The sequence below is a fragment of the Enterobacter asburiae genome, from assembly GCF_001521715.1.
Lineage (GTDB): Bacteria > Pseudomonadota > Gammaproteobacteria > Enterobacterales > Enterobacteriaceae > Enterobacter > Enterobacter asburiae.
The window spans coordinates 1490096-1512383 of record NZ_CP011863.1; the positions used below are offsets into that span (position 1 = coordinate 1490096).

Annotated in this window: 20 protein-coding genes and 1 pseudogene; 14 read left to right on the plus strand and 7 right to left on the minus strand. The window is 56.5% G+C overall.

The genetic code is table 11. From position 1 onward, the window contains the following. Positions 1-29: 29 nt before the first annotated feature. The 7 genes from adhP (at position 30) to ACJ69_RS07405 (ending at position 8304) form a co-directional block, all read left to right on the plus strand. Positions 30-1040: an alcohol dehydrogenase AdhP gene (gene adhP / locus ACJ69_RS07375; protein ID WP_047348428.1), complete on the plus strand. Its 1011-nt coding sequence runs from the start codon at positions 30-32 to the stop codon at positions 1038-1040. A 149-nt stretch (positions 1041-1189) separates the two neighbouring features. Continuing rightward, on the plus strand, positions 1190-2809 hold the full coding sequence (locus ACJ69_RS07380; protein WP_059346802.1) for a TIGR04028 family ABC transporter substrate-binding protein: 1620 nt from the start codon (positions 1190-1192) through the stop codon (positions 2807-2809). A gap of 10 nt (positions 2810-2819) precedes the next feature. Further along, on the plus strand, positions 2820-3764 hold the full coding sequence (locus tag ACJ69_RS07385; protein ID WP_024909556.1) for an ABC transporter permease: 945 nt from the start codon (positions 2820-2822) through the stop codon (positions 3762-3764). Then, positions 3761-4609: an ABC transporter permease gene (locus ACJ69_RS07390; protein WP_039262825.1), complete on the plus strand. Its 849-nt coding sequence runs from the start codon at positions 3761-3763 to the stop codon at positions 4607-4609. Before ACJ69_RS07385 ends, ACJ69_RS07390 begins: the two co-directional genes overlap by 4 nt. Further along, entirely contained in the window at positions 4609-6216 is a 1608-nt protein-coding gene (locus ACJ69_RS07395; RefSeq protein WP_059346803.1) for a dipeptide ABC transporter ATP-binding protein, read from the plus strand. Before ACJ69_RS07390 ends, ACJ69_RS07395 begins: the two co-directional genes overlap by 1 nt. Then, positions 6213-7202, plus strand: coding sequence for a putative FMN-dependent luciferase-like monooxygenase (locus tag ACJ69_RS07400; RefSeq protein WP_059346804.1), 990 nt, complete (start codon positions 6213-6215; stop codon positions 7200-7202). Before ACJ69_RS07395 ends, ACJ69_RS07400 begins: the two co-directional genes overlap by 4 nt. Positions 7203-7212: 10 nt before the next feature. After that, entirely contained in the window at positions 7213-8304 is a 1092-nt protein-coding gene (locus ACJ69_RS07405) for an alkylhydroperoxidase domain protein (protein WP_059346805.1), read from the plus strand. 6 nt (positions 8305-8310) lie between these two features. On the opposite strand, the gene araJ is transcribed toward ACJ69_RS07405, so the two are convergent. From araJ to ACJ69_RS07420, 3 genes are all read right to left on the minus strand, one after another. Then, entirely contained in the window at positions 8311-9486 is a 1176-nt protein-coding gene (gene araJ, locus ACJ69_RS07410) for an MFS transporter AraJ (protein ID WP_059346806.1), read from the minus strand. 187 nt (positions 9487-9673) lie between these two features. After that, entirely contained in the window at positions 9674-10180 is a 507-nt protein-coding gene (locus ACJ69_RS07415; protein ID WP_054829652.1) for a YqhG/Tai3 family protein, read from the minus strand. After that, positions 10180-10548 (minus strand): hypothetical protein, encoded by a 369-nt coding sequence (locus tag ACJ69_RS07420; RefSeq protein ID WP_032656922.1) that lies wholly within the window; start codon positions 10546-10548, stop codon positions 10180-10182. The genes ACJ69_RS07415 and ACJ69_RS07420 overlap by 1 nt, the downstream gene beginning before the upstream one ends. A gap of 254 nt (positions 10549-10802) precedes the next feature. Between ACJ69_RS07420 and ppk2 the strand changes: the two genes are divergently transcribed. The 3 genes from ppk2 (at position 10803) to ACJ69_RS07435 (ending at position 12241) form a co-directional block, all read left to right on the plus strand. Further along, positions 10803-11627 carry a polyphosphate kinase 2 gene (gene ppk2, locus ACJ69_RS07425; protein ID WP_059346807.1) on the plus strand — a complete coding sequence of 275 codons (825 nt, stop codon included), beginning with the start codon at positions 10803-10805 and terminating at the stop codon, positions 11625-11627. Positions 11628-11729: 102 nt separating this feature from the next. Then, complete coding sequence (locus ACJ69_RS07430; RefSeq protein ID WP_059346808.1) at positions 11730-11918, plus strand: hypothetical protein; 189 nt, start codon at positions 11730-11732, stop codon at positions 11916-11918. Further along, positions 11918-12241: a CcdB family protein gene (locus tag ACJ69_RS07435; protein ID WP_054829651.1), complete on the plus strand. Its 324-nt coding sequence runs from the start codon at positions 11918-11920 to the stop codon at positions 12239-12241. Before ACJ69_RS07430 ends, ACJ69_RS07435 begins: the two co-directional genes overlap by 1 nt. A 71-nt stretch (positions 12242-12312) precedes the next feature. Here ACJ69_RS07435 and fdnI read toward each other — a convergent pair whose 3' ends face one another. From fdnI to fdnG, 3 genes are read right to left on the minus strand one after another with little or no spacing between them, the layout of a single operon-like run. Continuing rightward, positions 12313-12969, minus strand: a complete 657-nt coding sequence (gene fdnI / locus ACJ69_RS07440; protein WP_054829650.1) for a formate dehydrogenase-N subunit gamma — start codon at positions 12967-12969, stop codon at positions 12313-12315. Continuing rightward, complete coding sequence (gene fdxH, locus ACJ69_RS07445) at positions 12962-13846, minus strand: formate dehydrogenase subunit beta (protein WP_047647644.1); 885 nt, start codon at positions 13844-13846, stop codon at positions 12962-12964. Before fdxH ends, fdnI begins: the two co-directional genes overlap by 8 nt. An 11-nt stretch (positions 13847-13857) precedes the next feature. Next, complete coding sequence (fdnG, locus tag ACJ69_RS07450) at positions 13858-16905, minus strand: formate dehydrogenase-N subunit alpha (protein ID WP_155616771.1); 3048 nt, start codon at positions 16903-16905, stop codon at positions 13858-13860. Between the two features lie 221 nt (positions 16906-17126). On the opposite strand from fdnG, the gene yddG reads away from it, so the two are divergent. The 3 genes from yddG (at position 17127) to ACJ69_RS07470 (ending at position 20226) form a co-directional block, all read left to right on the plus strand. Next, a complete protein-coding gene (yddG, locus tag ACJ69_RS07460) occupies positions 17127-18005 on the plus strand; it encodes an aromatic amino acid DMT transporter YddG (RefSeq protein WP_054829648.1) in 879 nt (292 codons plus the stop codon). A gap of 620 nt (positions 18006-18625) precedes the next feature. Further along, positions 18626-19708 carry a porin OmpC gene (gene ompC / locus ACJ69_RS07465; protein WP_029741107.1) on the plus strand — a complete coding sequence of 361 codons (1083 nt, stop codon included), beginning with the start codon at positions 18626-18628 and terminating at the stop codon, positions 19706-19708. A 77-nt stretch (positions 19709-19785) separates the two neighbouring features. Further along, entirely contained in the window at positions 19786-20226 is a 441-nt protein-coding gene (locus ACJ69_RS07470) for a GFA family protein (RefSeq protein ID WP_029741106.1), read from the plus strand. On the opposite strand, the gene ACJ69_RS07475 is transcribed toward ACJ69_RS07470, so the two are convergent. Continuing rightward, the gene (locus ACJ69_RS07475) at positions 20216-21160 is read right to left on the minus strand and encodes a LysR substrate-binding domain-containing protein (RefSeq protein ID WP_054829647.1); all 945 of its coding nucleotides are present in this window, start codon (positions 21158-21160) and stop codon (positions 20216-20218) included. The genes ACJ69_RS07470 and ACJ69_RS07475 overlap by 11 nt on opposite strands. Positions 21161-21330: 170 nt before the next feature. Here ACJ69_RS07475 and ACJ69_RS07480 point away from each other — a divergent pair. Beyond that, positions 21331-22280 (plus strand): annotated as a pseudogene (locus ACJ69_RS07480) (branched-chain amino acid ABC transporter permease). Positions 22281-22288: the final 8 nt, after the last annotated feature.

Below are 22288 nucleotides of genomic sequence, written 5' to 3' on the forward strand. Positions count from 1 at the left end.
AGATACTCATCATGAACAAGGAGATACACATGAAGGCTGCTGTTGTCACTCAGGATCATCAGGTTAATGTCACCGAAAAAACCTTACGCCCGCTAAAGCACGGGGAGGCCCTGCTGAAGATGGAATGCTGTGGCGTATGCCATACCGATCTCCACGTGAAGAACGGTGATTTCGGCGATAAAACCGGGGTTATCCTGGGCCACGAAGGGATTGGTATCGTAAAAGAAGTCGGCCCAGGCGTGAAGTCGCTGAAAGTCGGCGATCGCGCAAGCGTGGCCTGGTTTTTCGAAGGCTGCGGCCACTGCGAATACTGTAATACCGGCAACGAAACCCTGTGCCGCGATGTGAAAAACGCCGGTTACTCCGTTGACGGCGGCATGGCGGAAGAGTGCATCGTTACCGCGGACTACGCCGTAAAAGTGCCGGACGGTCTGGAATCCGCTGCGGCCAGCAGCATCACCTGCGCCGGCGTTACTACCTACAAAGCGGTGAAGATCTCTGGCATCAAACCGGGCCAGTGGATCGCAATTTATGGTCTGGGCGGGCTGGGAAACCTTGCGCTGCAGTACGCCAAAAACGTCTTTAATGCCAAAGTCATCGCTCTCGACGTTAACGACGAACAGCTGAAGCTGGCTGCCAGCATGGGTGCCGATTTAACCATCAACTCCCGCAGCGAAGACGCCGCAAAAATTGTGCAGGAGAAAACCGGCGGCGCGCATGCCGCAGTCGTGACTGCCGTCGCAAAAGCCGCATTCAACTCAGCCGTTGACGCCGTGCGTGCCGGTGGCCGCGTGGTCGCGGTTGGCCTGCCGCCGGAAGCGATGAGCCTCGACATTCCGCGTCTGGTGCTGGACGGCATTCAGGTAGTGGGTTCGCTGGTCGGCACCCGTCAGGATCTGCAGGAAGCCTTCCAGTTCGCCGCTGAAGGTAAGGTGGTACCGAAAGTCACGATGCGTCCAATCGAGGACATCAACGCCATCTTTAAAGAGATGGAACAGGGCCAGATCCGCGGCCGTATGGTGATCGACTTACGTTCATAATCGTTCATCTTTCATTACCGCTCCTCGCTGGGGCGGTTTTTTTATAGCCATTTTCCGGCAATCCTTATCTTAATTCCTTGGTTCCCTTGTTTTCCCCCGCGCCCGATGATGAATCCGACGCTAACAAGAAGATAACAAAGGAATTCACCATGCAAACCCCATTTCGTCTGCCGCTGCTGACGGCGCTGATTCTGGCGACAACCGCAGCCTGGGCAGCAGATGCGCCCGTCAAAGGCGGTACGCTGATTTATCTGGAGCAACAGGCGCACACCAACCTCTATCCGCCTGCCGGTGGCTTTTACCCGAACGGCGGCATTCTGAATCAAATCACCGACAAACTGACGTGGCAGAACCCAAAGACGCTGCAGGTGGAACCCTGGGTCGCCGAAAGCTGGACCACCAACGCCGATAAAACCGAATACACCTTTAAGCTTCATCCCGGCATCACCTTCTCCGACGGCACACCGCTGGACGCTAACGCCGTAGCGAAAAATTTTGATACCTACGGTTTAGGCAATAAGGCGCAGCGCCTGCCGGTGTCAGAAGTGATCAATAACTACGATCGCAGCGAAGTCATCGACCCGCTGACCGTGAAGTTCTACTTCAAAAAACCGTCGCCGGGATTCCTGCAGGGCACCGCCACCATTGGCTCGGGTCTGGTCTCGCTCAGCACGCTGAAGCGCAACTTCGAGGAGCTGGGTGATGCCCGCCACATCATTGGTTCCGGCCCGTTTGTGGTGAAGGACGAGAAGCTGGGCCGTGAAGTGACGCTCGAAGCGCGCAAAGACTATCAGTGGGGACCGAAAAACCTGGCGCAACAGGGGCCAGCCAATCTCGATGGCATCAAGTTTATCGTCACTCAGGAAGACAGCGTGCGCGTGGGCGCCCTGCTGGCCGGTCAGGCCGACTTTATCCGCCAGGTGCAGGCATATGACGAAAAGCAGGCTACAGACCAGGGCTATAAGATCTACGCCGCCCCGACGCGCGGGGTGAACGACAGCATCAGCTTCCGCCCGGGCAACCCGCTGGTCTCCGATATTCGCGTACGCCAGGCGCTGCTGCATGCCACCAATGCAAAACAGGTGGTCGAAACCCTCTTCTCTGCCAACTATCCGCAGGCGAAGTCCGTGATTGCCGGTTCCGCCGCAGGCTTTGTCGACCTCAGCGACAAATTGACCTTTGACCCGGCAAAAGCCAACCAGCTGCTGGACGACGCGGGCTGGAAAGCAGGCGGCGACGGGATCCGCGCCAAAGACGGCCAACGTCTGGCGCTGACGGTGTATGAATCCCTGCCGCAGCCGCAAAACAAAGAGGTGCTGCAGCTGGTTGCCCAGCAGTGGCGACAGGTGGGCGTGGCGCTGAGCGTCAAAGCCGGTGACGCAGGCAGCCGCACGCTGGATAACCTTGACCCGCTGAAAACCCCGTTAACCGTCTCCGAAGTGGGCCGCGCCGATCCTGACGTGGTGAAAAGCATGTTCTACCCGGCTAACCGCGACGCGCTGCTGCAAAAAGGCGGATCCAGCGACAAGGTCAAAAACTTCCGTGACGACAGGCTGAATGAACTGCTGGTGAACATTTCTGCTGAGGTCGATCCGCAAAAACGCCTGCAGCTGGCGGGGGACGCACAGCGCTACCTGCTGGATAACGCCTACGTCATTCCGATTTTCGAGGAGCCGCAGGTCTTTGCCGGTGCGCCGTGGCTGAAAGGCGTCAATTTTGAAGCGGTAGGCCGCCCGTCGTTCTACGGCGCGTGGATTGAGAAACACTGAGGAGCTGACGATGCGCCACGCACTTCTTCAACGCTTTGGGCACGGGCTGCTGGTACTGTGGGCCGCCTTTACCCTCTCGTTCGTGTTGCTCCAGGTGCTGCCGGGCGACGCGGTGCTGATTAAATTTCAGAACCCGGACCTGGGCTTAAGCCCGGCGCAAATCGAGGAGATGCGCGTGGCCTACGGCGCGGACAGCCCGCTGTGGCAGCAATACGGCCACACGCTGCTGGCGATGCTGCGCGGGGATTTCGGCTATTCGCTACAGGCCGGCGTCCCGGTCAGCGAGCTGATTGCCAGCAATCTGCCGGATACCCTGAGCCTCGCCCTGCCCGCGTTTGTGCTTGCGGTCCTGCTGGCGTTTGCGCTGGCCTTTGCATCGCGTCTGCCGGGTCTGCGCTGGCTGAGCAATACTCTCCAGTCTCTGCCGGTCCTGTTTATCTCCCTACCCACGTTCTGGCTGGGGATTGCCCTCATCCAGCTCTTTTCTTTTCAGCTGCGGCTGATCCCGGTGATTAACCCGACGCCGCTCCAGGGGCTGATCCTGCCGATCGTGACCGTCGCGATCCCGATATCCGCCCCGCTGGCACAAATTCTGATGCGCAGTCTGGACCAGGTGGCGACGCAGCCGTTTGTCGCCGTGGCCCGTGCCAAAGGGCTGAGTGAAACCGCCGTCCTGTGGCGTCACGTTACCGGCAACGCCCTGCTGCCGGTCCTGAACATTGCCGGGCTGCTGCTGGGGGAGCTGATTGCCGGGGCGCTGATCACGGAAACCGTTTTTGGCCGCAGCGGGCTCGGACAGCTGACCCAGCAGGCGGTGAATAACCAGGATATCGCCGTACTTCAGGCGGTAGTGATGATTTCCGCCCTCGGTTTTGTCCTGATCAATCTGCTGGTGGATCTGCTGATGCCGCTGCTGGATCCCCGTCTGCAAACCGTTACCGGAGGTGCATCATGAGTCTGGTCGATTACGCTGCCGCCGCGCGAAAACGCGTTCCAGCCTGGCAGGCCGTGGAATGGCAGCCGGGACTGTGGCTGGCATGGGGGGTGATTATTCTCGCCGCTTTTGCCGCCGTGGCGCCCGGCCTGTTAACCCACTACAGCCCGATTGAGGGCATCGCCGGAGCACAGCGCCTGGCGCCGCAGGCGGGACACTGGCTCGGCACCGATCAGCTTGGCCGCGATGTTTACACGCGTATTGTCTACGGTGCATCACACTCCCTGAGCGCGGCGCTGGCCGCCGTGACGATGGGTCTGGTGGTCGGTACCGGCTTAGGGGTGATTGCCGGGGCGTTCGCCGGACGCGTCGAGTCTCTGCTGATGCGCTTCGTCGACGTGCTGCTGTCCATCCCGTCTCTGCTGCTCTCGCTAACGGTGATTATTCTGCTCGGATTTGGCACCGTTAACGCCGCGATTGCCGTCGGCGTGGCCTCCATTGCCAGCTTCGCCCGCCTCGCGCGCGGTGAAGTCGTGCGTATCCGCCATACGGATTATGTCGAAGCGGCGTTCGGCAGCGGCGGGACGTTTTTCGCCGTGCTGTGGCGACACATTCTGCCCAACGCGTTAACCGCCGTTCTGGCCTTTGCCACGCTGCAGTTTGGTCAGGCCATCCTGGCGCTCTCCACGCTGAGCTTTCTCGGCTACGGCACCCCGCCGCCGGTGCCGGAATGGGGCTTGCTGATTGCCGAAGGTCGTAACTATCTCTCTACCGCCTGGTGGCTCACCACCTTCCCCGGCGTCGTCGTCATCGCCGTGGTGCTGGCCACCAACCGTATCAGCCAACAGTTCAGCGGAGGTCGCTAATGACCGTGCTCTCAGTGGAAAATTTGACGATCAGCTACCGTACCGCGCGCCAGTGGCGAGAGGTGGTGCATAACGTCAGCTTCACGCTCGGGCGAGGGGAAATGCTGGCGTTTGTCGGCGAATCCGGATCCGGCAAAACGACCACGGCGCAGGCGATCATTGGCCTGCTGGCCGATAACGCCCGGCGCGATGCGGGAAAAATATCGCTCAACGGCGAGGAGATTAGCCGATGGTCCGCGAAGCGTCTCGATACCCTTCGCGGGGCGCGAATTAGCCTGGTGCCGCAGGATCCGGGTAATTCGCTCAACCCGGTGAAAACCATCGGTGCGCAGGTCGGAGAAATCATTCAGCTCCACCAGAAGGTGACCCGCGCCGAGCGCGACGAGCAGGTGCTCGCCCTGCTGACAAAGGTCGGCCTGAGCCACCCCGAACAGCGCATGACGCAGTATCCCCACCAGCTCTCCGGCGGGATGAAACAGCGCGTGTTGATTGCCATTGCCATTGCCCTGCGCCCGGACGTGATCGTTGCCGATGAGCCCACCAGCGCGCTGGATGTGACGGTGCAAAAACGCATTCTCGATCTGCTGGATATCCTGCGCCGGGAATCGGGTACCGCCGTTCTGTTTGTCACCCACGATCTGGCGCTGGCCGCACAGCGCGCGGACAGGCTGCTGGTTTTTCGCGATGGCGAGGTTCAGGAACAGGGCAACACCGCCGATATCGTCCGCACGCCGCAGCACGCCTACACCCGCCAGCTGTTGAGCGATCTCCAGGGCCAGCGCCTGACCATCGCCCAGGTAGCCGGTCGCCCGCTCGCGTCCCCGGCCATTCGCGCCCGCGCCATCAGCAAACAATTCTCCCTGGGCAAAGGTCATCAGCTTCAGGCGCTGGATCGGGTGACGTTTGACGTCAGGCGCGGTAGTACGCATGCGCTGGTCGGTGAATCCGGCTCCGGGAAAACCACCCTCGCCCGTATTTTGCTGGGTTTTGAACAGGCCGACAGCGGACAGGTCATCATTGATGATATTGATGCCACCGCGCTCAGCCGCGAGGCCCGCCGTCAGCTGCGCCATAAGATCCAGTTTGTCTACCAGAACCCGTTTGCCTCTCTCGACCCGCGTCAGACGCTGTTTGACATCATCGAGGAGCCCCTGAAGAACTTTTCTCGCCTCGGTAAGGCGCAGCGAAAGCTCCGGGTGGAGACAGTGGCGCAGCGGGTTGCCCTGCCCGTCGAACTCCTGACCCGCACCGCCCGGGAGCTTTCGGGCGGACAGCGGCAGCGCGTTGCCATCGCCCGGGCGCTGATCCTGGAGCCGACCATTCTGGTGCTGGACGAAGCCACCTCCGCGCTGGACGTCACCGTGCAGGCGCAGATTCTGGCTCTGCTTCAGCAGCTGCAGCAGCAGCTGGGACTGACCTACTTCTTTATCACGCACGATCTGTCTACCGTCCGCCGGATCGCCCACAGCGTCACGGTGCTGCGCGGCGGTCAGGTGGTCGAACAGGGCGACGTCGGAACCTTATTCGCGTCTCCGCAGAACGACTATACCCGCGAGCTGATTGACGCCATTCCCCATTTTTCACCCGCTACGGAGGAGTTCGCATGACGCGAAAACGCCTGGGATTTTTCACCCGCCTGCTTGACGACGCTTCGCCGAAGGAGCGCTATCGTCTGGCAACTGAACAGATCCGCCACGCCGAACGCCACGGTTTTGACAGCGCCTGGATTGCCCAGCACCACTTCCACGAAAGTGAAGGCGGCCTGCCATCGCCGCTGCTGTTTCTGGCGCACGTCGCCGCGCATACCGAAACCATCCGACTGGGCACGGCTATCATCACCCTGCCGATGGAAAACCCGCTGCGCGTCGCGGAAGATGCCGCCGTGCTCGATTTACTCGCCGATGGCCGTCTTGAGGTCGGTTTTGGTTCGGGCGGCACACCGACCTGCTTTCTGCCGTTCGGCCTGACGTTTGAGGAGCGCGGCGCGGCGTTTGCTGACCATTTACATGTGATCCAGAGCGCCTGGCGCGGGGATTCGCTGACCCATCCGGATAACCACCTTTACCCGCCTGCGCCACAGCTTGCCGACCGTATCTGGATTGCCACCTTCTCTGTTGACGGAGCCGTTCGCGCCGCGCGGGCCGGACACGGTTTAATGCTCTCCCGCACGCAGCCGCGCCCGGCAGATCGGCTGGATTTAACGCTCGACGAGATCCAGAACCCGATTGTGGATGCCTACCTCGATGCGCTGCCTCCGGGCATCGCACCGCGCATTCTGGCCTCCCGTACGGCGTTCGTCGCCGACAGCGACGACTATGCGCTCAGGGTCGCGACGCCGGGCCTCACGAAACAGGCCCAGCAGCATCGCGCTGCCGGGCACGTGGTTAAAGGTGACAATGTCACCGACTATCGCCGCCAGTTTGACGCGCATATTGGTTCGCCCGATACGGTGCTGCATTCTCTGAATGCTGATTCCATTCTCAGGCGCGCCACGGATATTTCATTCCAGGTCCATTCGGTCGAACCCACGCATCGCGACACGCTGCGGTCCATCGAACTGATCGCCGAACGTATTGCCCCCCACATCCTTTGAGGAGACACCTATGTCATTAAGTCAGGACATTCTCGCCGAGCTGGCGGAAATTAAACCCGGTTCCCCTCTGGCAGAGGCGCGCGCCACGCGTGATGCCGCCACGCGCCACGCGCAGGGCAGCTACGAAATCCTCTTTAGCCAGCAGGATGCTGATTTTGCACTCGACGAGCGCTTCGCCGTGGCGGCAAAAGTCGCCAGGTGGCACAGCGCGGAGGCGCTGGCCGCACACTATGCAGGGTTTGGCCTGGCCGATCCCACCTCAGAACGCCTGACCCCGGCGCTGAACTTCGCGCGCCTGCTGACGTTCTCACCCGTCGAAGCGACGCCAGCAGCGTTAAAGGCGCTGACCCAGGCGGGATGGAGCAAGGAAGGCATTGTTACCCTGGCGCAGCTCGTCGCGTTTGTGAGCTTCCAGAGCCGACTCATCACCGGGCTGCGGCTGCTGAACGACAGGCCCGTCGCCAAAAGCGATGCGCCGGTGGCGGCAGGCATCTGGCACACGACCGCAACAACGGTCACCGGGAAGGCGGCCCCCGTCGCGTTTACCCAGCAGGAGCTGGGATGGGAACCGTGGATAGCGGCCAAACCGCTGGCGGATTTCCGTGACGATGAGGTTGCCATTCTGGCTAAATTTGGCCATACCGATTCCGACTACTTCCGCCTGCTGGGGCGCAACCTGCCGGTGCTTGAACAGCGCACGTTAACGGATAAAGGAATTTTTTATACATCGGGGGGATTGCCGCGCGCCGAGCGCGAGCTGGCCGCAACGGTAGCCAGTAAAATCAACGGCTGCATTTACTGCGCATCTGTCCATGCGCGTAAAGCCAGCCAGCTGTCAAAGGTTGACGCGGCGGTGGAAGCCCTGCTGGCCGTGAGGCCGGGGCGGTCCCTGAGCGAGGGGCAATCCGCACGCTGGCAGGCGGAAATCGATTTTGCGGCAGCGCTGTCGGTCACGCCGCCTGCCGCCACGCCGCTGCACCTTGCCGCGCTGGAAAAAGAGGGGCTGGATACCTTAGCGCAGCTTGATCTGGTGCAGTCCGCCGCGTTCTTCGCCTGGGCCAACCGTCTGATGCTGACCCTGGGTGAGCCCTGGCTTGCCTGAAATCTGTCAGGCTAGCGCGCGAGCGTTAGCCTGAGCCCGTCTGGCCCGCAGGTGGCCGTAGATCAGCAGTGCACTCATGGCCGAGAACGAAAGTATTGCCGCCGGCAGCGTGACGTAACGCCAGCTAAAGCCGAGGACAATCATCATCCCGCCAAAGTACGCGCCAATTGCACTGCCGAGATTAAACGCCATCTGTCCCCCTGCCGCCCCCAGCATCTCACCACCCTTCGCATTTTGCAGAAGCAGAATTTGTAGCGGCGCAGAGAGCGCGAACAGCCCGGCGCAGCAGATAAAGCCCATGACCAGCGAGGCCGTTTTCAGTTCACCAAAGGCGAAAAGCAGCAGCAGCGAGGCGACAATCACCATGTCGGTGGTGGCCGCAATGCGCAGCGGGCTAAAACGCCCCGAGAGCTTACCGCTCAGAAGATTGCCCAACACCATGCCAAGCCCCATCAGCATCATGATGGCCGTCATCATCCCTTCTGAATAACCGGAGACGATGACCATAAACGGCTTGACGAAGCTGAACCATGCGAACACCCCGGCGTTGCCAAACATGGTGGCGGCAAAAATCAGCCAGGGTTCTGGTTTTTTCAGAAAGTGGAACTGATCGGTCAATTTGATTTCTGACGTGTCGCGGATGTCCGGCACCCAGAGCAGAACCGAGAGGATCACCAGCGCATCGAACACGGCAATCAGAAAAAAGGTATAACGCCAGCTGAACTGGTGCCCGAGCCAGGTCCCCAGCGGAACGCCCATCAGGTTGGCCACGGTCATGCCGGCGATCATCCCTGCCACCGCGACCGTCACCCTACCCGGTGGCGCAATTTTAGACAGGATAATCGCCCCGACGCCAAAAATAGCCCCGTGCGGAAAGCCGGAAATCAGCCGCCCCACCGCCAGCCAGAAATAGGATGTGGAAAACGTGAACAGGGCATTTCCGACAGCGGACATCGCCACCAGAAACAGCAGCGTGGTCTTTAACGAAAACTTGCCTGAGAACAGCGCCACAATCGGGGCGCCAATCACCACGCCGAACGCATAAAACGAGATCATATTCCCGGCGGAGGGAATCGAAATACCGGTGTCATGTGCCAGCTCGGTTAACACGCCCATAATGCCAAATTCGGCCATTCCCAGGCCAAATGTGCCAAGCGCCAACGAAAAAATTGTCTTTTTCATACCTCAACCACTGGTTAATCACTCGCGACGGGCATTATTGAATAATCCTGTATGGTGAGCCAGCTCAAATCCGTTGGCTGGCAGGTTAATCCATTAATTCAGGAGTTTTCTCCCATTGCTACGCGGCGGGAATGGGAAACAAAAAGCCCCGACTGGTGTCAGGGCCAAAGGGTTTAAGGTTTAGCTTTTACAGTTCGCTTTCTGCCGCTGATTTAGCGCGTGTAATAGCGCCAGCATTGAAAATTGGGTGCTCGTGATTGTTCGTTATGTCACGAACGCGGTAGATTTTCCATGCATCTCCTTCACGACGAAGAAAGACTTCAAGATGTATGCTTCTTCCATCACCCGCCCCCTCAATGACCTGGACTACTTCACCGTTTAAAAATGGCCTTGCGTTTCCCACTCGTAACGCAGGTATCCAATCGCGAGAGTAATCCTGGGTATACGTAAAATAATCAGATTCGATTAACTCTTGTTCAGAGATTTCCTGAATGGTGCTAATGCGAGCAATAGTATCAGCAGAAACATATTTACGCAGTGCGTCGGCAGGATAAGGTCTGGCTTCATCGCTGCCGAATGCGGAAAGATAGGATTTATAAAATGATTCGGTAGCGTCTTGCGCGCTCTGATCTTGACGGGCAGCCGAACTACATCCCACCAGCAGCATAACGAATGATAAAAATATCCTTTTCATCAGTGCATCCTGTAAATTTTAAAGGATGGTTGCATTTTGCGGTACCCAGGCCCCGGATACATGCTTTTTTGAACAAAGTCAGAAATCCACTGCGTACCGTCATACATAGTCATGTGACCTATGCCATTTCCTCCAGGATACGGCTGTATCACAGCCACATCGCCAGAAATTAAAGTAGAACCGGGCGGCAGCTCACTGAACCCAGCACGTAATAACTCCGCCCCATAATCTTTTGCATAATCTGTGTTCGGCACCTTAACGCCTCCAGCCAGAATGGCCAGGCGGGTAAACTTAGCACATTCACTATGAGAGTGCCCCAGAGCGTGTGAACGGAGATACGAAACTGCAGCTTCTTTATTCCAACTCATTCTTAGTTCCTTTAAGTAAATAAGAATGAAATTATCACGCTAACCACATATAGCGTGTGGGTTTAAAAGTGCTGATTTTATTGCATCTACATAGGGGAATGGGTGCTAAACACCTTCGCGAATACCTCAGTATCTGCTTAAAAAAAGTGTTGTGAAATTAATTACCTAAAAACATTACGCATAATATCAGGTGGATTACACTTCATAGTGCGGCCTCGCTTTTTTCCGCGCCGGACAATCTGAGGATGACCATCATGGGAAACAAAAAGAAAACCAGTGTCGCTGTCGCTGTTGATGTCGTAAAGAATGCACCGTTAAAGACCAAAGAGTATGAAAAAGAGCTACGTCGCCTCCACGTTGACCTGGTTAAGCTCCAGCAGTGGGTCGTCGCCAAAGGGCTAAAAGTGTGTATTGTTTTTGAAGGACGCGATGGTGCCGGCAAAGGCGGCACCATTAAAGCGATCACCGAGCGCGTCAGCCCTCGCGTGTTTCGCGTTGTTGCCCTTCCTGCACCCACCGAGAAAGAGAAAACCCAGCTCTATTTTCAACGTTATGTTCCCCATCTGCCTGCCGCCGGGGAGATCGTCATTTTCGACCGAAGCTGGTACAACCGCGCGGGCGTCGAGCGGGTAATGGGATTCTGCACCCCCGAGCAGGTTGAAAAGTTTCTAGATGGTGCGCCGGTGATGGAAAAAGCGATGGTTGATGCCGGGATTATCCTGCTGAAGTACTGGCTGGAGGTCACGCCTAAAGAGCAGGAGCGCCGCCTGCGCGATCGTATTAACGATGGTCGTAAAATCTGGAAGCTATCGCCGATGGATATTAAATCCTTTAACCTGTGGGACGAGTATACCCTCGCGCGCGACGCCATGTTTGAAGCGACAGATACCGCATGGGCGCCGTGGTTTGTGGCACGTTCAGAAGATAAAAAACGCGTGCGCCTGAATATTATTTCGCACCTGCTCACCCAAATTCCCTATAAAGAAATTCACGTCGAAAAAGTGGATTTACCGAAACGTAAAATTGGTAAAGTCAAACCCACAAAATACCCGTTCCGGTATGTGGAGGAGCGGTTCTGAAATTACTGGAATACGCCTCGCAGAATGTAGATTACCAGGGGATACGGTATTGTTTTTTGTTGGCTGCGGTTGATAATGACCGCACCAACAAAGGAGATACTGATGACATACCCAGCAGAGCACACCCCCTCCCAACGCATCAAATCGACAAAACCGTCGAGCAACACCGCGCCAGACTCAGCTGACCCGCGTAAGGCATCAGAAGCAGATCGTTCATTTATTCGGTCAATGAATGAGTTTGTCGAAAAACATGGAACCATTACCGATGATGAGTTTTTCAGGGTGCTTTAATGCTGAGACAATTTAATGTTTACCGTAATACATCTGCGGCAACCCGAGACAAGCTTCCCTATTATATGCTCATTCAGGATGATTATTATGATGATCTTGCCACACGCGTCATTGTACCGCTCGCGAGAAATAATAAATTACCGTTATGGCAGAGCCATCTGGCTCCAGGCGTAAATATCGATTTTGAAACATTTCTGATTTATTCGCCAATGATAACCAACCTTAACAACAACAAAATAAACCCTAAAGACTTTGTTTGTAATTTACGCAACGCACGTCATGACGTTATAGCGGCAGTTGATCGTTTATTGACTAACACATGACGCCAGCCGGTCAGGCATTTGCCCTGGCCGCGCAAGCGCAGCGCCGCCGGGCAAAGCCGACGGCGCAGGTCTTACTTCATTCCTTCCGTGCTTTCCCGTTTCGCTTCCAGTCGCTCCACATCACGATACCAGCGCGGATGGTGTTTCTGCGCCCAGCGGCGGCTCACCTTCCCTTCAATCATCCCTTTAATCGATCCTTTGACCCAGAACGCCATATACATATGGATCAGGATGGCGTGGATGAGAATGATGGCCGACGTGGCGTGGATCAGCAGCGCGTAGCGAATCACCTGAATCGGGAAGTAGTGTGCAAAATAGGGACGCCAGATAATCACGCCGGTCACCAGCAGCACAAAAATCATACTCATGATGGTCCAGAACATCATCTTCTGCCCGGCGTTGTATTTCCCCACCTTCGCGACCTTATGCTCGTTGCCCTTCAGGACTTCGACGATCCCTTTCACCCACGGAATATCCTGCTTGTCCGGGATGTTGTGGTGGACAAAGCGCACGAACATAAACATCAGCACCACGAAAATCAGCACGCCGAAGAACGGATGCAGAATGCGCCCCATCTGCGGCGTGCCGAAGGTTTCGGTCAGCCACTGCAGCGTCGGGAAGAAGAACGAAATCCCCGACACCGCTACCAGGAAGAAGCAGATCACCACCGTCCAGTGACAGGCGCGGTCAACAAACTTCGTGCGCACGATCGTTTTCGACTTACTCATGATGCTCCTCCTCGTCGTCATCCACCTCTTTGTTTGGCCCGATACCGATGTAGTGATAAATCAGCCCCGCAAAGGTGGCGATAAAGCCCGCCGCGGAGAGCGGCTTAAGCGCCCCTTTCCAGAGGTTGATGGAGGTATCGATCGCCGGATCCTTCGGCAGATTGTGGTACAGCTCAGGCTGGTCGTTATGGTGCAGCACATACATCACGTGCGTACCTCCCACGCCCTGCGGGTTATAAACACCCGCATTCTGGTAGCCGCGCGCTTTCAGCTTGTCCACGCGCGCCTGCGCCACGTCCAGCATCTCTTTTTTAGTGCCGAAGTGGATAGCCCCGGTCGGACAGGTTTTCACACAGGCAGGCTCCTGCCCTACGCTGACGCGGTCCACGCACAGGGTGCATTTGTATACCCGGTTATCCTCTTTATTGAGGCGCGGGATATTAAACGGACAGCCCGCGATGCAGTACCCGCAGCCGATACAGTTGTCCTGCTGGAAGTCGACGATCCCGTTGGCGTACTGAATAATCGCGCCGGCAGACGGGCACGCCTTCAGGCAGCCCGGATCTTCACAGTGCATGCAGCCGTCTTTGCGGATGAGCCACTCCAGCCTGCCGTTCTGGTCGGTTTCGCTAAAGCGCATCACCGTCCAGGATTTGGCGCTCAGATCCGCCGGATTGTCGTAGACCCCCACGCAGTGCCCCACCTCGTCGCGGATATCGTTCCACTCCGAACACGCCACCTGGCAGGCCTTACAGCCCACGCAGGAGGAGACGTCGATAAGCTTAGCAACCTCTGCCTTGTAGTCCCGCGCGCGGGGCGCGGGCGTTATCGGGTTAGTCGCGGAGCGTTTGATAACGTCTTGTGTTTCCATCGCCATTGAATCGCTCCTTACGCTTTCTCGATGTTGACCAGAAACGCCTTGTACTCCGGCGTTTGCGAGTTGGAATCGCCGACGTTTGGCGTCAGGGTGTTGGCGATGTAGCCTTTCTGCGCCACGCCCTCAAAGCCCCAGTGCAGCGGGATCCCAACGGTTTCCACCTGCTGGCCATGCACGTTCAGGCTTTGAAGACGACGCGTCACCACCGCCACCGCGCGAATAAACCCGCGTTTGCTGCTCACCTTCACGCGGTCGCCGTTGGCGATCCCTTTCGCCTTCGCCAGGGTTTCGCTGATCTCCACAAACTGTTCCGGCTGCGCGATGGCGTTAAGCCGCGCGTGCTTGGTCCAGGTATGGAAATGCTCGGTCAGGCGGTAGGTCGTCCCGACGTACGGGAACTTGTCCTTTTTGCCTAAGCGCAGGACGTCCTCTTCGTAGATACGCACCACCGGGCTGGAGATCACGTTCGGGTGCAGCGGGTTGGTGCCCAGCGGCGTTTCCATCGGCTCGTAGTGTTCCGGGAACGGCCCTTCCGCCAGCTTGTTGAGGGCAAACAGGCGTCCCAGCCCTTCCGGCTGCATGATAAACGGCCCGGTGCTGCTGCCCGGCGCGGCGGTGTTGTAGTCCGGGATATCGTTCCCCGTCCATTTCGCCCCGTTCCACTGGATCAGCATGCGTTTGGGATCCCACGGCCTGCCGTTAACGTCAGCAGACGCGCGGTTGTACAGCACGCGACGGTTCAGCGGCCACGCCCATGCCCAGCCCAGCGTGTTGCCCAGCCCGGAGGGATCGGCGTTGTCGCGGTTGGCCATCTGGTTGCCCTGCTCCGTCCAGCTGCCGGTGTAGATCCAGCAGGACGACGCCGTCGTGCCGTCGTCGCGCAGCAGCGCGAAGCTGTTCAGCAGCTGGCCTTTCTTCGCCACCAGGTTGCCGTTAGCGTCATAGAGATCCGCCAGCGCCACGCCGTTGTTCTCTTTGGCGACCTCTTCAGACTCAGGACGATCCGGCTGCTTGTAGTGCCAGCCCATTTTTAACAGCGGCTCAGCGCCCTTGCCGCCTTCGGTGCGGTACATCTCGCGCAGACGATGGTAAATCCCCGCCAGGATTTCGCCGTCGTTACGCGCTTCGCCCGGCGCATCCTGGCCTTTCCAGTGCCACTGCAGCCAGCGGCCGGAGTTAGCGATGGAACCGTCCTCTTCCGCAAAGCAGGTGGACGGCAGGCGGAACACTTCGGTCTGAATCGACGCCGGATCAACATCGTTCGATTCCCCGTGGTTCTGCCAGAAGGTGGACGTTTCGGTCACCAGCGGATCGATAACCACCATGTACTTCAGCTTGCTCAGGCTGCGAACGACTTTGTTTTTGTCCGGGAAGGAGGCTACCGGGTTAAAGCCCTGGCAGATATACCCCGTGACGTTGCCTTTATCCATCATGTTGAAGTACTTGATGACGTCGTACGCCTGGTCCCACTTCGGCAGCCACTCAAAGCCCCAGTCGTTCTCCTTCTGGGCCGCATCGCCGTAGAAGGATTTCATCAGGCTGACGTAGAACTTCGGATAGTTGCTCCAGTAGTTCACCTGGTCCGGCAGCGTCGCTTTCGGCGTATTGGCCTCAAGATACGTTTGCAGATCCGCCTGCTTTTCCGACGGCAGCGTCAGGTAGCCCGGCAGGCTGGTTGACAGCAGGCCAAGGTCGGTGAGGCCCTGAATATTGGAGTGACCGCGCAGCGCGTTCACGCCGCCGCCCGCCATCCCCATGTTGCCGAGCAGCAGCTGGATCATCGCCATCGTGCGGATGTTCTGCGCGCCGACGGTGTGCTGCGTCCAGCCCAGCGCGTACAGGAACGTCGCGGTTCTGTCTGCGGCGCTGGTTGAGGCCAGCACTTCACACACCTTCAGGAAGTCCGCTTTCGGCGTACCGCAGATGTTCTCTACCACGTCCGGCGTGTAGCGGGAAACGTGCTGCTTAAGCAGGTTCCACACGCAGCGCGGGTGCGTCAGGGTTTCATCACGCAGCGCATAGCCGTTTTCATCGAACTGATAGTTCCAGGACGTTTTATCGTACTGGCGCTTTTCGGCGTCATAGCCGCTAAACAGCCCGTCATCGAAGGCAAAATCATCCCGCACCAGCAGGTTTGCGTTGGTGTAGTGCTTAACGTATTCGGCGTTAATTTTGTTGTTTTCGATCAGGTACAGCAGCACGCCGGACAGGAACGTAATATCCGTGCCGGAACGGATTGGCGCATAGATATCGGCCACCGATGCCGTACGCGTAAAGCGCGGATCGACGACGATAAGCGTCGCATCGTTGTTGTTTTTCGCTTCCATCGCCCAGCGGAACCCCACCGGATGGGCTTCAGCAGCGTTACCGCCCATCACCACCACGACGTTAGCGTTTTTGATATCAACCCAGTGGTTGGTCATCGCACCACGACCAAATGTTGGAGCAAGACTTGCTACCGTTGGTCCGTGTCAGACGCGCGCCTGGTTGTCTACCGCCAGCATGCCGAGAGAGCGCACAAATTTTTGCGTCAGCATGCCGGTTTCATTACTCGCCGCAGACGCGCAAAGCATCCCGGTGGAAAGCCAGCGGTTAACCGTTACGCCCTGCGCGTTCTTTTCAATAAAGTTGGCGTCACGGTCGGCTTTCATTAATTTGGCAATACGGGAGAAGGCCTCATCCCAGGAGATTCGCTGCCACTTGTCGGAACCCGGCGCGCGGTATTCCGGGTAGCGCAGGCGGTTTTCACTGTGAACGTAGTCCAGCAGCCCCGCCCCTTTCGGGCAAAGTGCGCCGCGGCTCACCGGATGATCCGGATCCCCTTCAATATGGTAAATCGCTTCTCTGGCGTTCTTCGCGCCATCGCCCAGGCTATACATCAAAAGCCCACAACCTACGGAGCAGTATGTGCAGGTGTTACGGATCTCTTTCGCGCGCAGCAGCTTATAGTTGCGTGCCTGAGCCAGCGCCATTTTGGGAGCAAATCCCAGCATGGCTGCCGTTGTTCCGGCCATACCGCCCGCGCAGATTTTAAAAAATTGTCTGCGGCTGACGTCCATTGTTGTCCTCGTTTTCGAATAAGACTTCGCGCCGCAAACTAGCAGTTACTCCCCTGATTTTTTTGCGTCAAATCAAGGTCATCTGTCTTCCCCCCCCTAATAGTCACCCCCGATATATTTAAATACCCCTTTTTGATTAACGGTTTAAGAGAATAATGGGCGACAGCGTCAGGATGAATGCGATACATTTTTCCTTTGATTTTTATTGCAATGGCGAAGTAATGGACAGAAAAAGAGCAACGCTTATTGGGCTGGCGGCAATACTGTTATGGAGCACCATGGTCGGCCTTATTCGCAGCGTGAGTGAGGGACTGGGTCCTGTAGGCGGTGCGGCGATGATCTACACCCTCAGCGGATTACTGTGCCTGGTGACGGTAGGATTTCCTGATATCAGGCGGTTTTCACCCCGCTATCTTATTGCCGGCAGCGTTTTATTTGTCAGCTACGAAATATGCCTGGCGCTGTCGTTGGGCTATGCCGCAACGCGTTCGCAGGCTATTGAAGTGGGCATGGTCAATTATCTTTGGCCAAGCCTGACCATTGTGTTTGCCATCTTGTTCAACGGACAGAAATCAACCCTGTGGGTGATCCCCGGCTTAGCCGTCTCATTGCTGGGCGTCTGCTGGGTATTGGGCGGTGAACAGGGTTTACATCTTGATGAAATAACCCGCAATATCGTTTCCAGCCCGCTGAGCTACGCGCTGGCGTTTGCCGGGGCATTTATCTGGGCCGCCTACTGCACGGTCACCAGCAAATTTGCGAAAGGACAAAACGGCATCACGCTGTTTGTTTTGCTGACCGCGCTGAGCCTGTGGGTGAAATATTTCCTGAGCGATCAGCCCGAGATGGTGTTCACGCTTCCGTTGGTAGTGAAACTCGTCATGTGCGGTATTGCGCTTGGGTTTGGTTACGCCGCATGGAATATTGGCATCCTTCACGGTAACGTCACGGTACTTGCCGCCGTATCCTATTTTACCCCTGTCCTCTCCGCCGCGCTTGCCGCCGCAGTGCTGAGTTCCCCCCTCTCATTCTCGTTCTGGCAAGGCGCGCTGATGGTTTGCGCCGGGTCGTTGCTCTGCTGGTACGCAGCAAGACAATAATGCCGGTTTTGCTGTCGAGAAATATTTATCCCGACAGCAAATAATTAACATAAATTTAATATGTGAGCGCACGCCAAAATATTCATCTGAGCACTAGAGCACGTGTTTAGATTCTGTTTATATTCCACCCCCTTTCGTAAATCCCGCCCCTCTCGAATTGACATAAATTGACACCAGAAGGTTATTAATGTGCTTCAAATACTCACAAGGTTAATAGCACAAAGTGCAATAGTATGTTTCTGTTTATTTCAGTTACCAGAACGGAAATTCCGTGCATTACGAGTCCAAAGCAAGGCATTACGGCTATAATGACCATTCATCGCTCCCAAATGAACGGAAATACCGATAATTACCACTTTTTATAAAACCCTTAGGAAACTATATTCACAGCAATCAACCCGACAATTAATTGATTAAATACTAATCATTTGACGCTATTTCATCGTCATATACCCGATCTCGATCACACTAAATGAAATTATTGCTAATAATTTGAAACTTATTATTGAAATAGGACTACAAGATTTTTAAAAATAGCATGCCATTGACGATTGGCCTCGTTTAGAAATCGTTCAAAGTGGCTCAGGAAATACCAAAGAAAATTATAAGGAACATTTAAGATGAAACTTAAATTAGTTGCAGTGGCAGTGACTTCCATGTTGGCAGCAGGCGTTGTAAACGCGGCTGAAATTTATAACAAAGACGGTAACAAGCTGGATCTGTACGGTAAAGTAACAGGTCTGCACTATTTCTCTGATGATACTGATAACGACGGCGACAAAACTTACGTTCGTCTGGGCTTCAAAGGCGAAACTCAGATCAACGATCAGCTTTCCGGTTACGGCCAGTGGGAATATGAGTTCAAAGGCAACCGTTCTGAATCACAGGGCTCTGACGGCAGCAAAACTCGTCTGGCATTCGCGGGCCTGAAATTCAACGAATTCGGTTCTTTCGACTACGGTCGCAACTACGGTGTTGCTTACGACATCGGCGCATGGACTGACGTTCTGCCAGAGTTCGGTGGCGATACCTGGACCCAGACCGATGGCTTTATGACTGGCCGTACGACTGGCGTTGCAACCTACCGTAACACCGACTTCTTCGGTCTGGTTGACGGTCTGAACGTTGCCGCTCAGTACCAGGGTAAAAACGACCGTAACGACATAACCGAAGCGAACGGTGACGGCTGGGGTCTGTCTTCTACCTATGAAATGGACGGCTTCGGTGTCGGTGCAACCTACGCGAAATCTGACCGTACTGACCGTCAGGTTGCTGCAGGTCGCGTCGCTAACACCGTTAACGCTGGCGGTGAGAACGCAGAAGTATGGGCTGCTGGCCTGAAATACGATGCGAACAACATCTATCTGGCAACCACCTACTCTGAAACCCGCAACATGACCAACTTTGGTAGCGGTTATATCGCGAATAAAGCTCAGAACTTCGAAGTTGTTGCTCAGTACCAGTTCGACTTCGGCCTGCGTCCGTCCATCGCTTACCTGAAATCCAAAGGTAAAGACCTGGGTTCATACGGCGACCAGGATCTGGTTGAATACGTTGACGTTGGTGCGAGCTACTACTTCAACAAAAACATGTCTACCTATGTTGATTACAAAATCAACCTGGTTGACGACAACAGCTTCACCAAAGCAACTGGCGTTGCTACCGACAACATCGTAGCTGTAGGCCTGACCTACCAGTTCTAAGATTTGTCACGATAAAAGGCCAGCCCATGCGGCTGGCTTTTTTTATACGGAATTCTGGCGTCAAAAAGGAGTACGCCATGCACATATTCAAAGGACGCTGCTTGTGCGGAATGAGTCAGTTCAGCGTGAGCCTCAACAATTTTGACGTATACGCATGTCACTGCACCCAATGCCAGAAGTGGTCGGGCGGCATTGCCATGTATCTTGAGCCGCAGGGCGAACCGCTTCTTGAGCAAGGCTCCATCGCCCCTTCTCATTTTGCATCATCGGCGCGCGGCGAACGCTGGTTCTGTCCCGGCTGCGGCTGCCCGCTGTGGTTCAAACTGACCTCCACGTCGCGCTATTTCATTCCCTGGACGCTGCTTGAGATGGGCGAAGATGAGCGACGCCGGCTGGTGCTCGCTGCGGAAATCTACACCGAAACCCAACCCGCGTTTTTTGGCCTGACCGGGCAATACGCACGCTACAGCGGTTCGGAAATTGAAGCGCTTGATAAGCACTGCCTGCTTACGCCGTAAGCGGTTCGACGCCTGCAGCCCGACGAAGCCAGTTTTGCAGCAGCTTACCGTCCTCGGTCATCTCTGAATCGGCACGCGTGCAGAGGTAATAGTCGCGCCCGTCGTCAATGGGTAAGTCAAATATCTTCACCAGCTCGCCGCTCTCAAGATAAGGCGCGATCAGCGGCTCGCGCATCAGCGCGCAGCCCAGACCAGCCTGTACGCCCGCCAGCGTCAACAGCCCGTCTTCAAACAGGGGGCCGCTGCGCCGCAGAGATCGTTTTACCCCCTGCAACTGAAACCACTGCGGCCAGCTGGTGCGCTCCTCATCATGCAGCAGCGGCATTTGCAGCAGTTGCTCAGGCGTATCGATATGCCCATGAATGCGCAAAAACGCGCAGCTACACACCGGAACCATCTGTCCGGAAATCAGCTTTTCGCTCTGATAGCCCGCCCACTGGCCGTTACCAAAACGAATCGACATATCCGAGGCATCGCTCAGATAGTTACGATGGTTGGCATACACAACGTTGATCTCGGTCTGCGGATTAGCGCGCATGAAATCAGGCAGACGCGGGATAAACCACCCCATGCCAAAAAGCGGGATCAGGCTGATGGTGACCTGACGCGTTTGCGCCTGCTCTGCCAGATGCTCCGTTGCCTGTCGCAACACGTTAAACGCCGCACGGATCGAGCGGTAATATTCACGTCCGTGCTGGCTCAGCACCAGCCTGCGCCCCTGACGTTCCGTCAGCGGCATTTGCAGATAGCCTTCGAGCACCTTGAGCTGATGACTGACCGCCGACGGTGAGATATCCAACTCCTGCGCGGCTAGCGTGACGCTGCCCAGCCGGGCGATGGCCTCGAAGGCACGGACAGCCCGAAGCGGCGGATCGTTTGCCAGGCGACTGTCTGCATACGCGGACAAACCCGACGATTGTTCTGTTTTATTCATATGTTGATTTCTTTAGGCTTTACACCTTAAAACTCAATTACATTATCTTTATATAAATCATTAAGATAAAGCAATAGCGGTTTATCATAAGAAATAATATATGTGTATTTTACAATTTAATTCATTTATCGGATGGTAGCCGCAGAAAGAAGACTTTGCGGGAACAGACGTTGGATACACTCATACAACAACTGATCAACGGCGTGATGCTGGGAAGCATTTACGCGCTGATCGCGCTGGGCTATACCATGGTGTATGGCATCTTGCGCATTATTAACTTTGCTCACGGCGATATTCTGATGGTCGGTGCGCTCACCACCCTTTCCGCCATTAACGCCCTGAACGCCACCTTTCCGCACATGCCGCTGCTGTTGCAGCTTGGCGTTGCCCTGGTGATTGCCATGGCCGTTTGCGCCCTGCTGGCAATGGCCGTGGAGCGCTTTGCCTACCGTCGACTGCGCAACGCCCCGCGCCTGGCGCCGCTGATCTCGGCATCGGCGTCTCGGTCCTGCTGCAAACCGTGGCGATGATTATCTGGACGCGCAACCCGCTGATGTTCCCGCAGATCCTGCCCATGGAGCCGATCGCCGTGACGTCAGGAAGCGAACTGCATCCCCCCGCCATTGTGACCGTCACCGGCATTGTTACCGTGGCGCTGGCGCTTGCGGTGATGACCGGGCTATGGCTGCTGGTTGAATACACCCGCCTGGGGCGCGGCATGCGCGCCGTAGCGGAAAACCCGCGCGTTGCCACGCTGATGGGGGTTAACCCCAATGCCATTATTACCCTGACGTTCGCCGTTGGCGGCGTATTTGCCGCGCTGGCAGGCGTGATGATGGCCAGCAACTACGGCAACGCCAGCTTCTCAATGGGCTTTTTGCCCGGGATCAAAGCCTTTACCGCCGCCGTGCTGGGGGGCATTGGCAACATTCGTGGCGCAATGATTGGCGGGATCCTGCTCGGCATTATCGAAGCGCTGGGCGCAGGTTACCTGGGTGAACTGACCCACGGCGTCTTCGGCAGCAACTATCAGGACGTTTTTGCCTTCATGGTCCTGATTCTGGTGCTGGTCTTCCGTCCGGCAGGCCTGCTGGGCGAGCGCGTAGCGCACAGGGCGTAAGGAAAAAG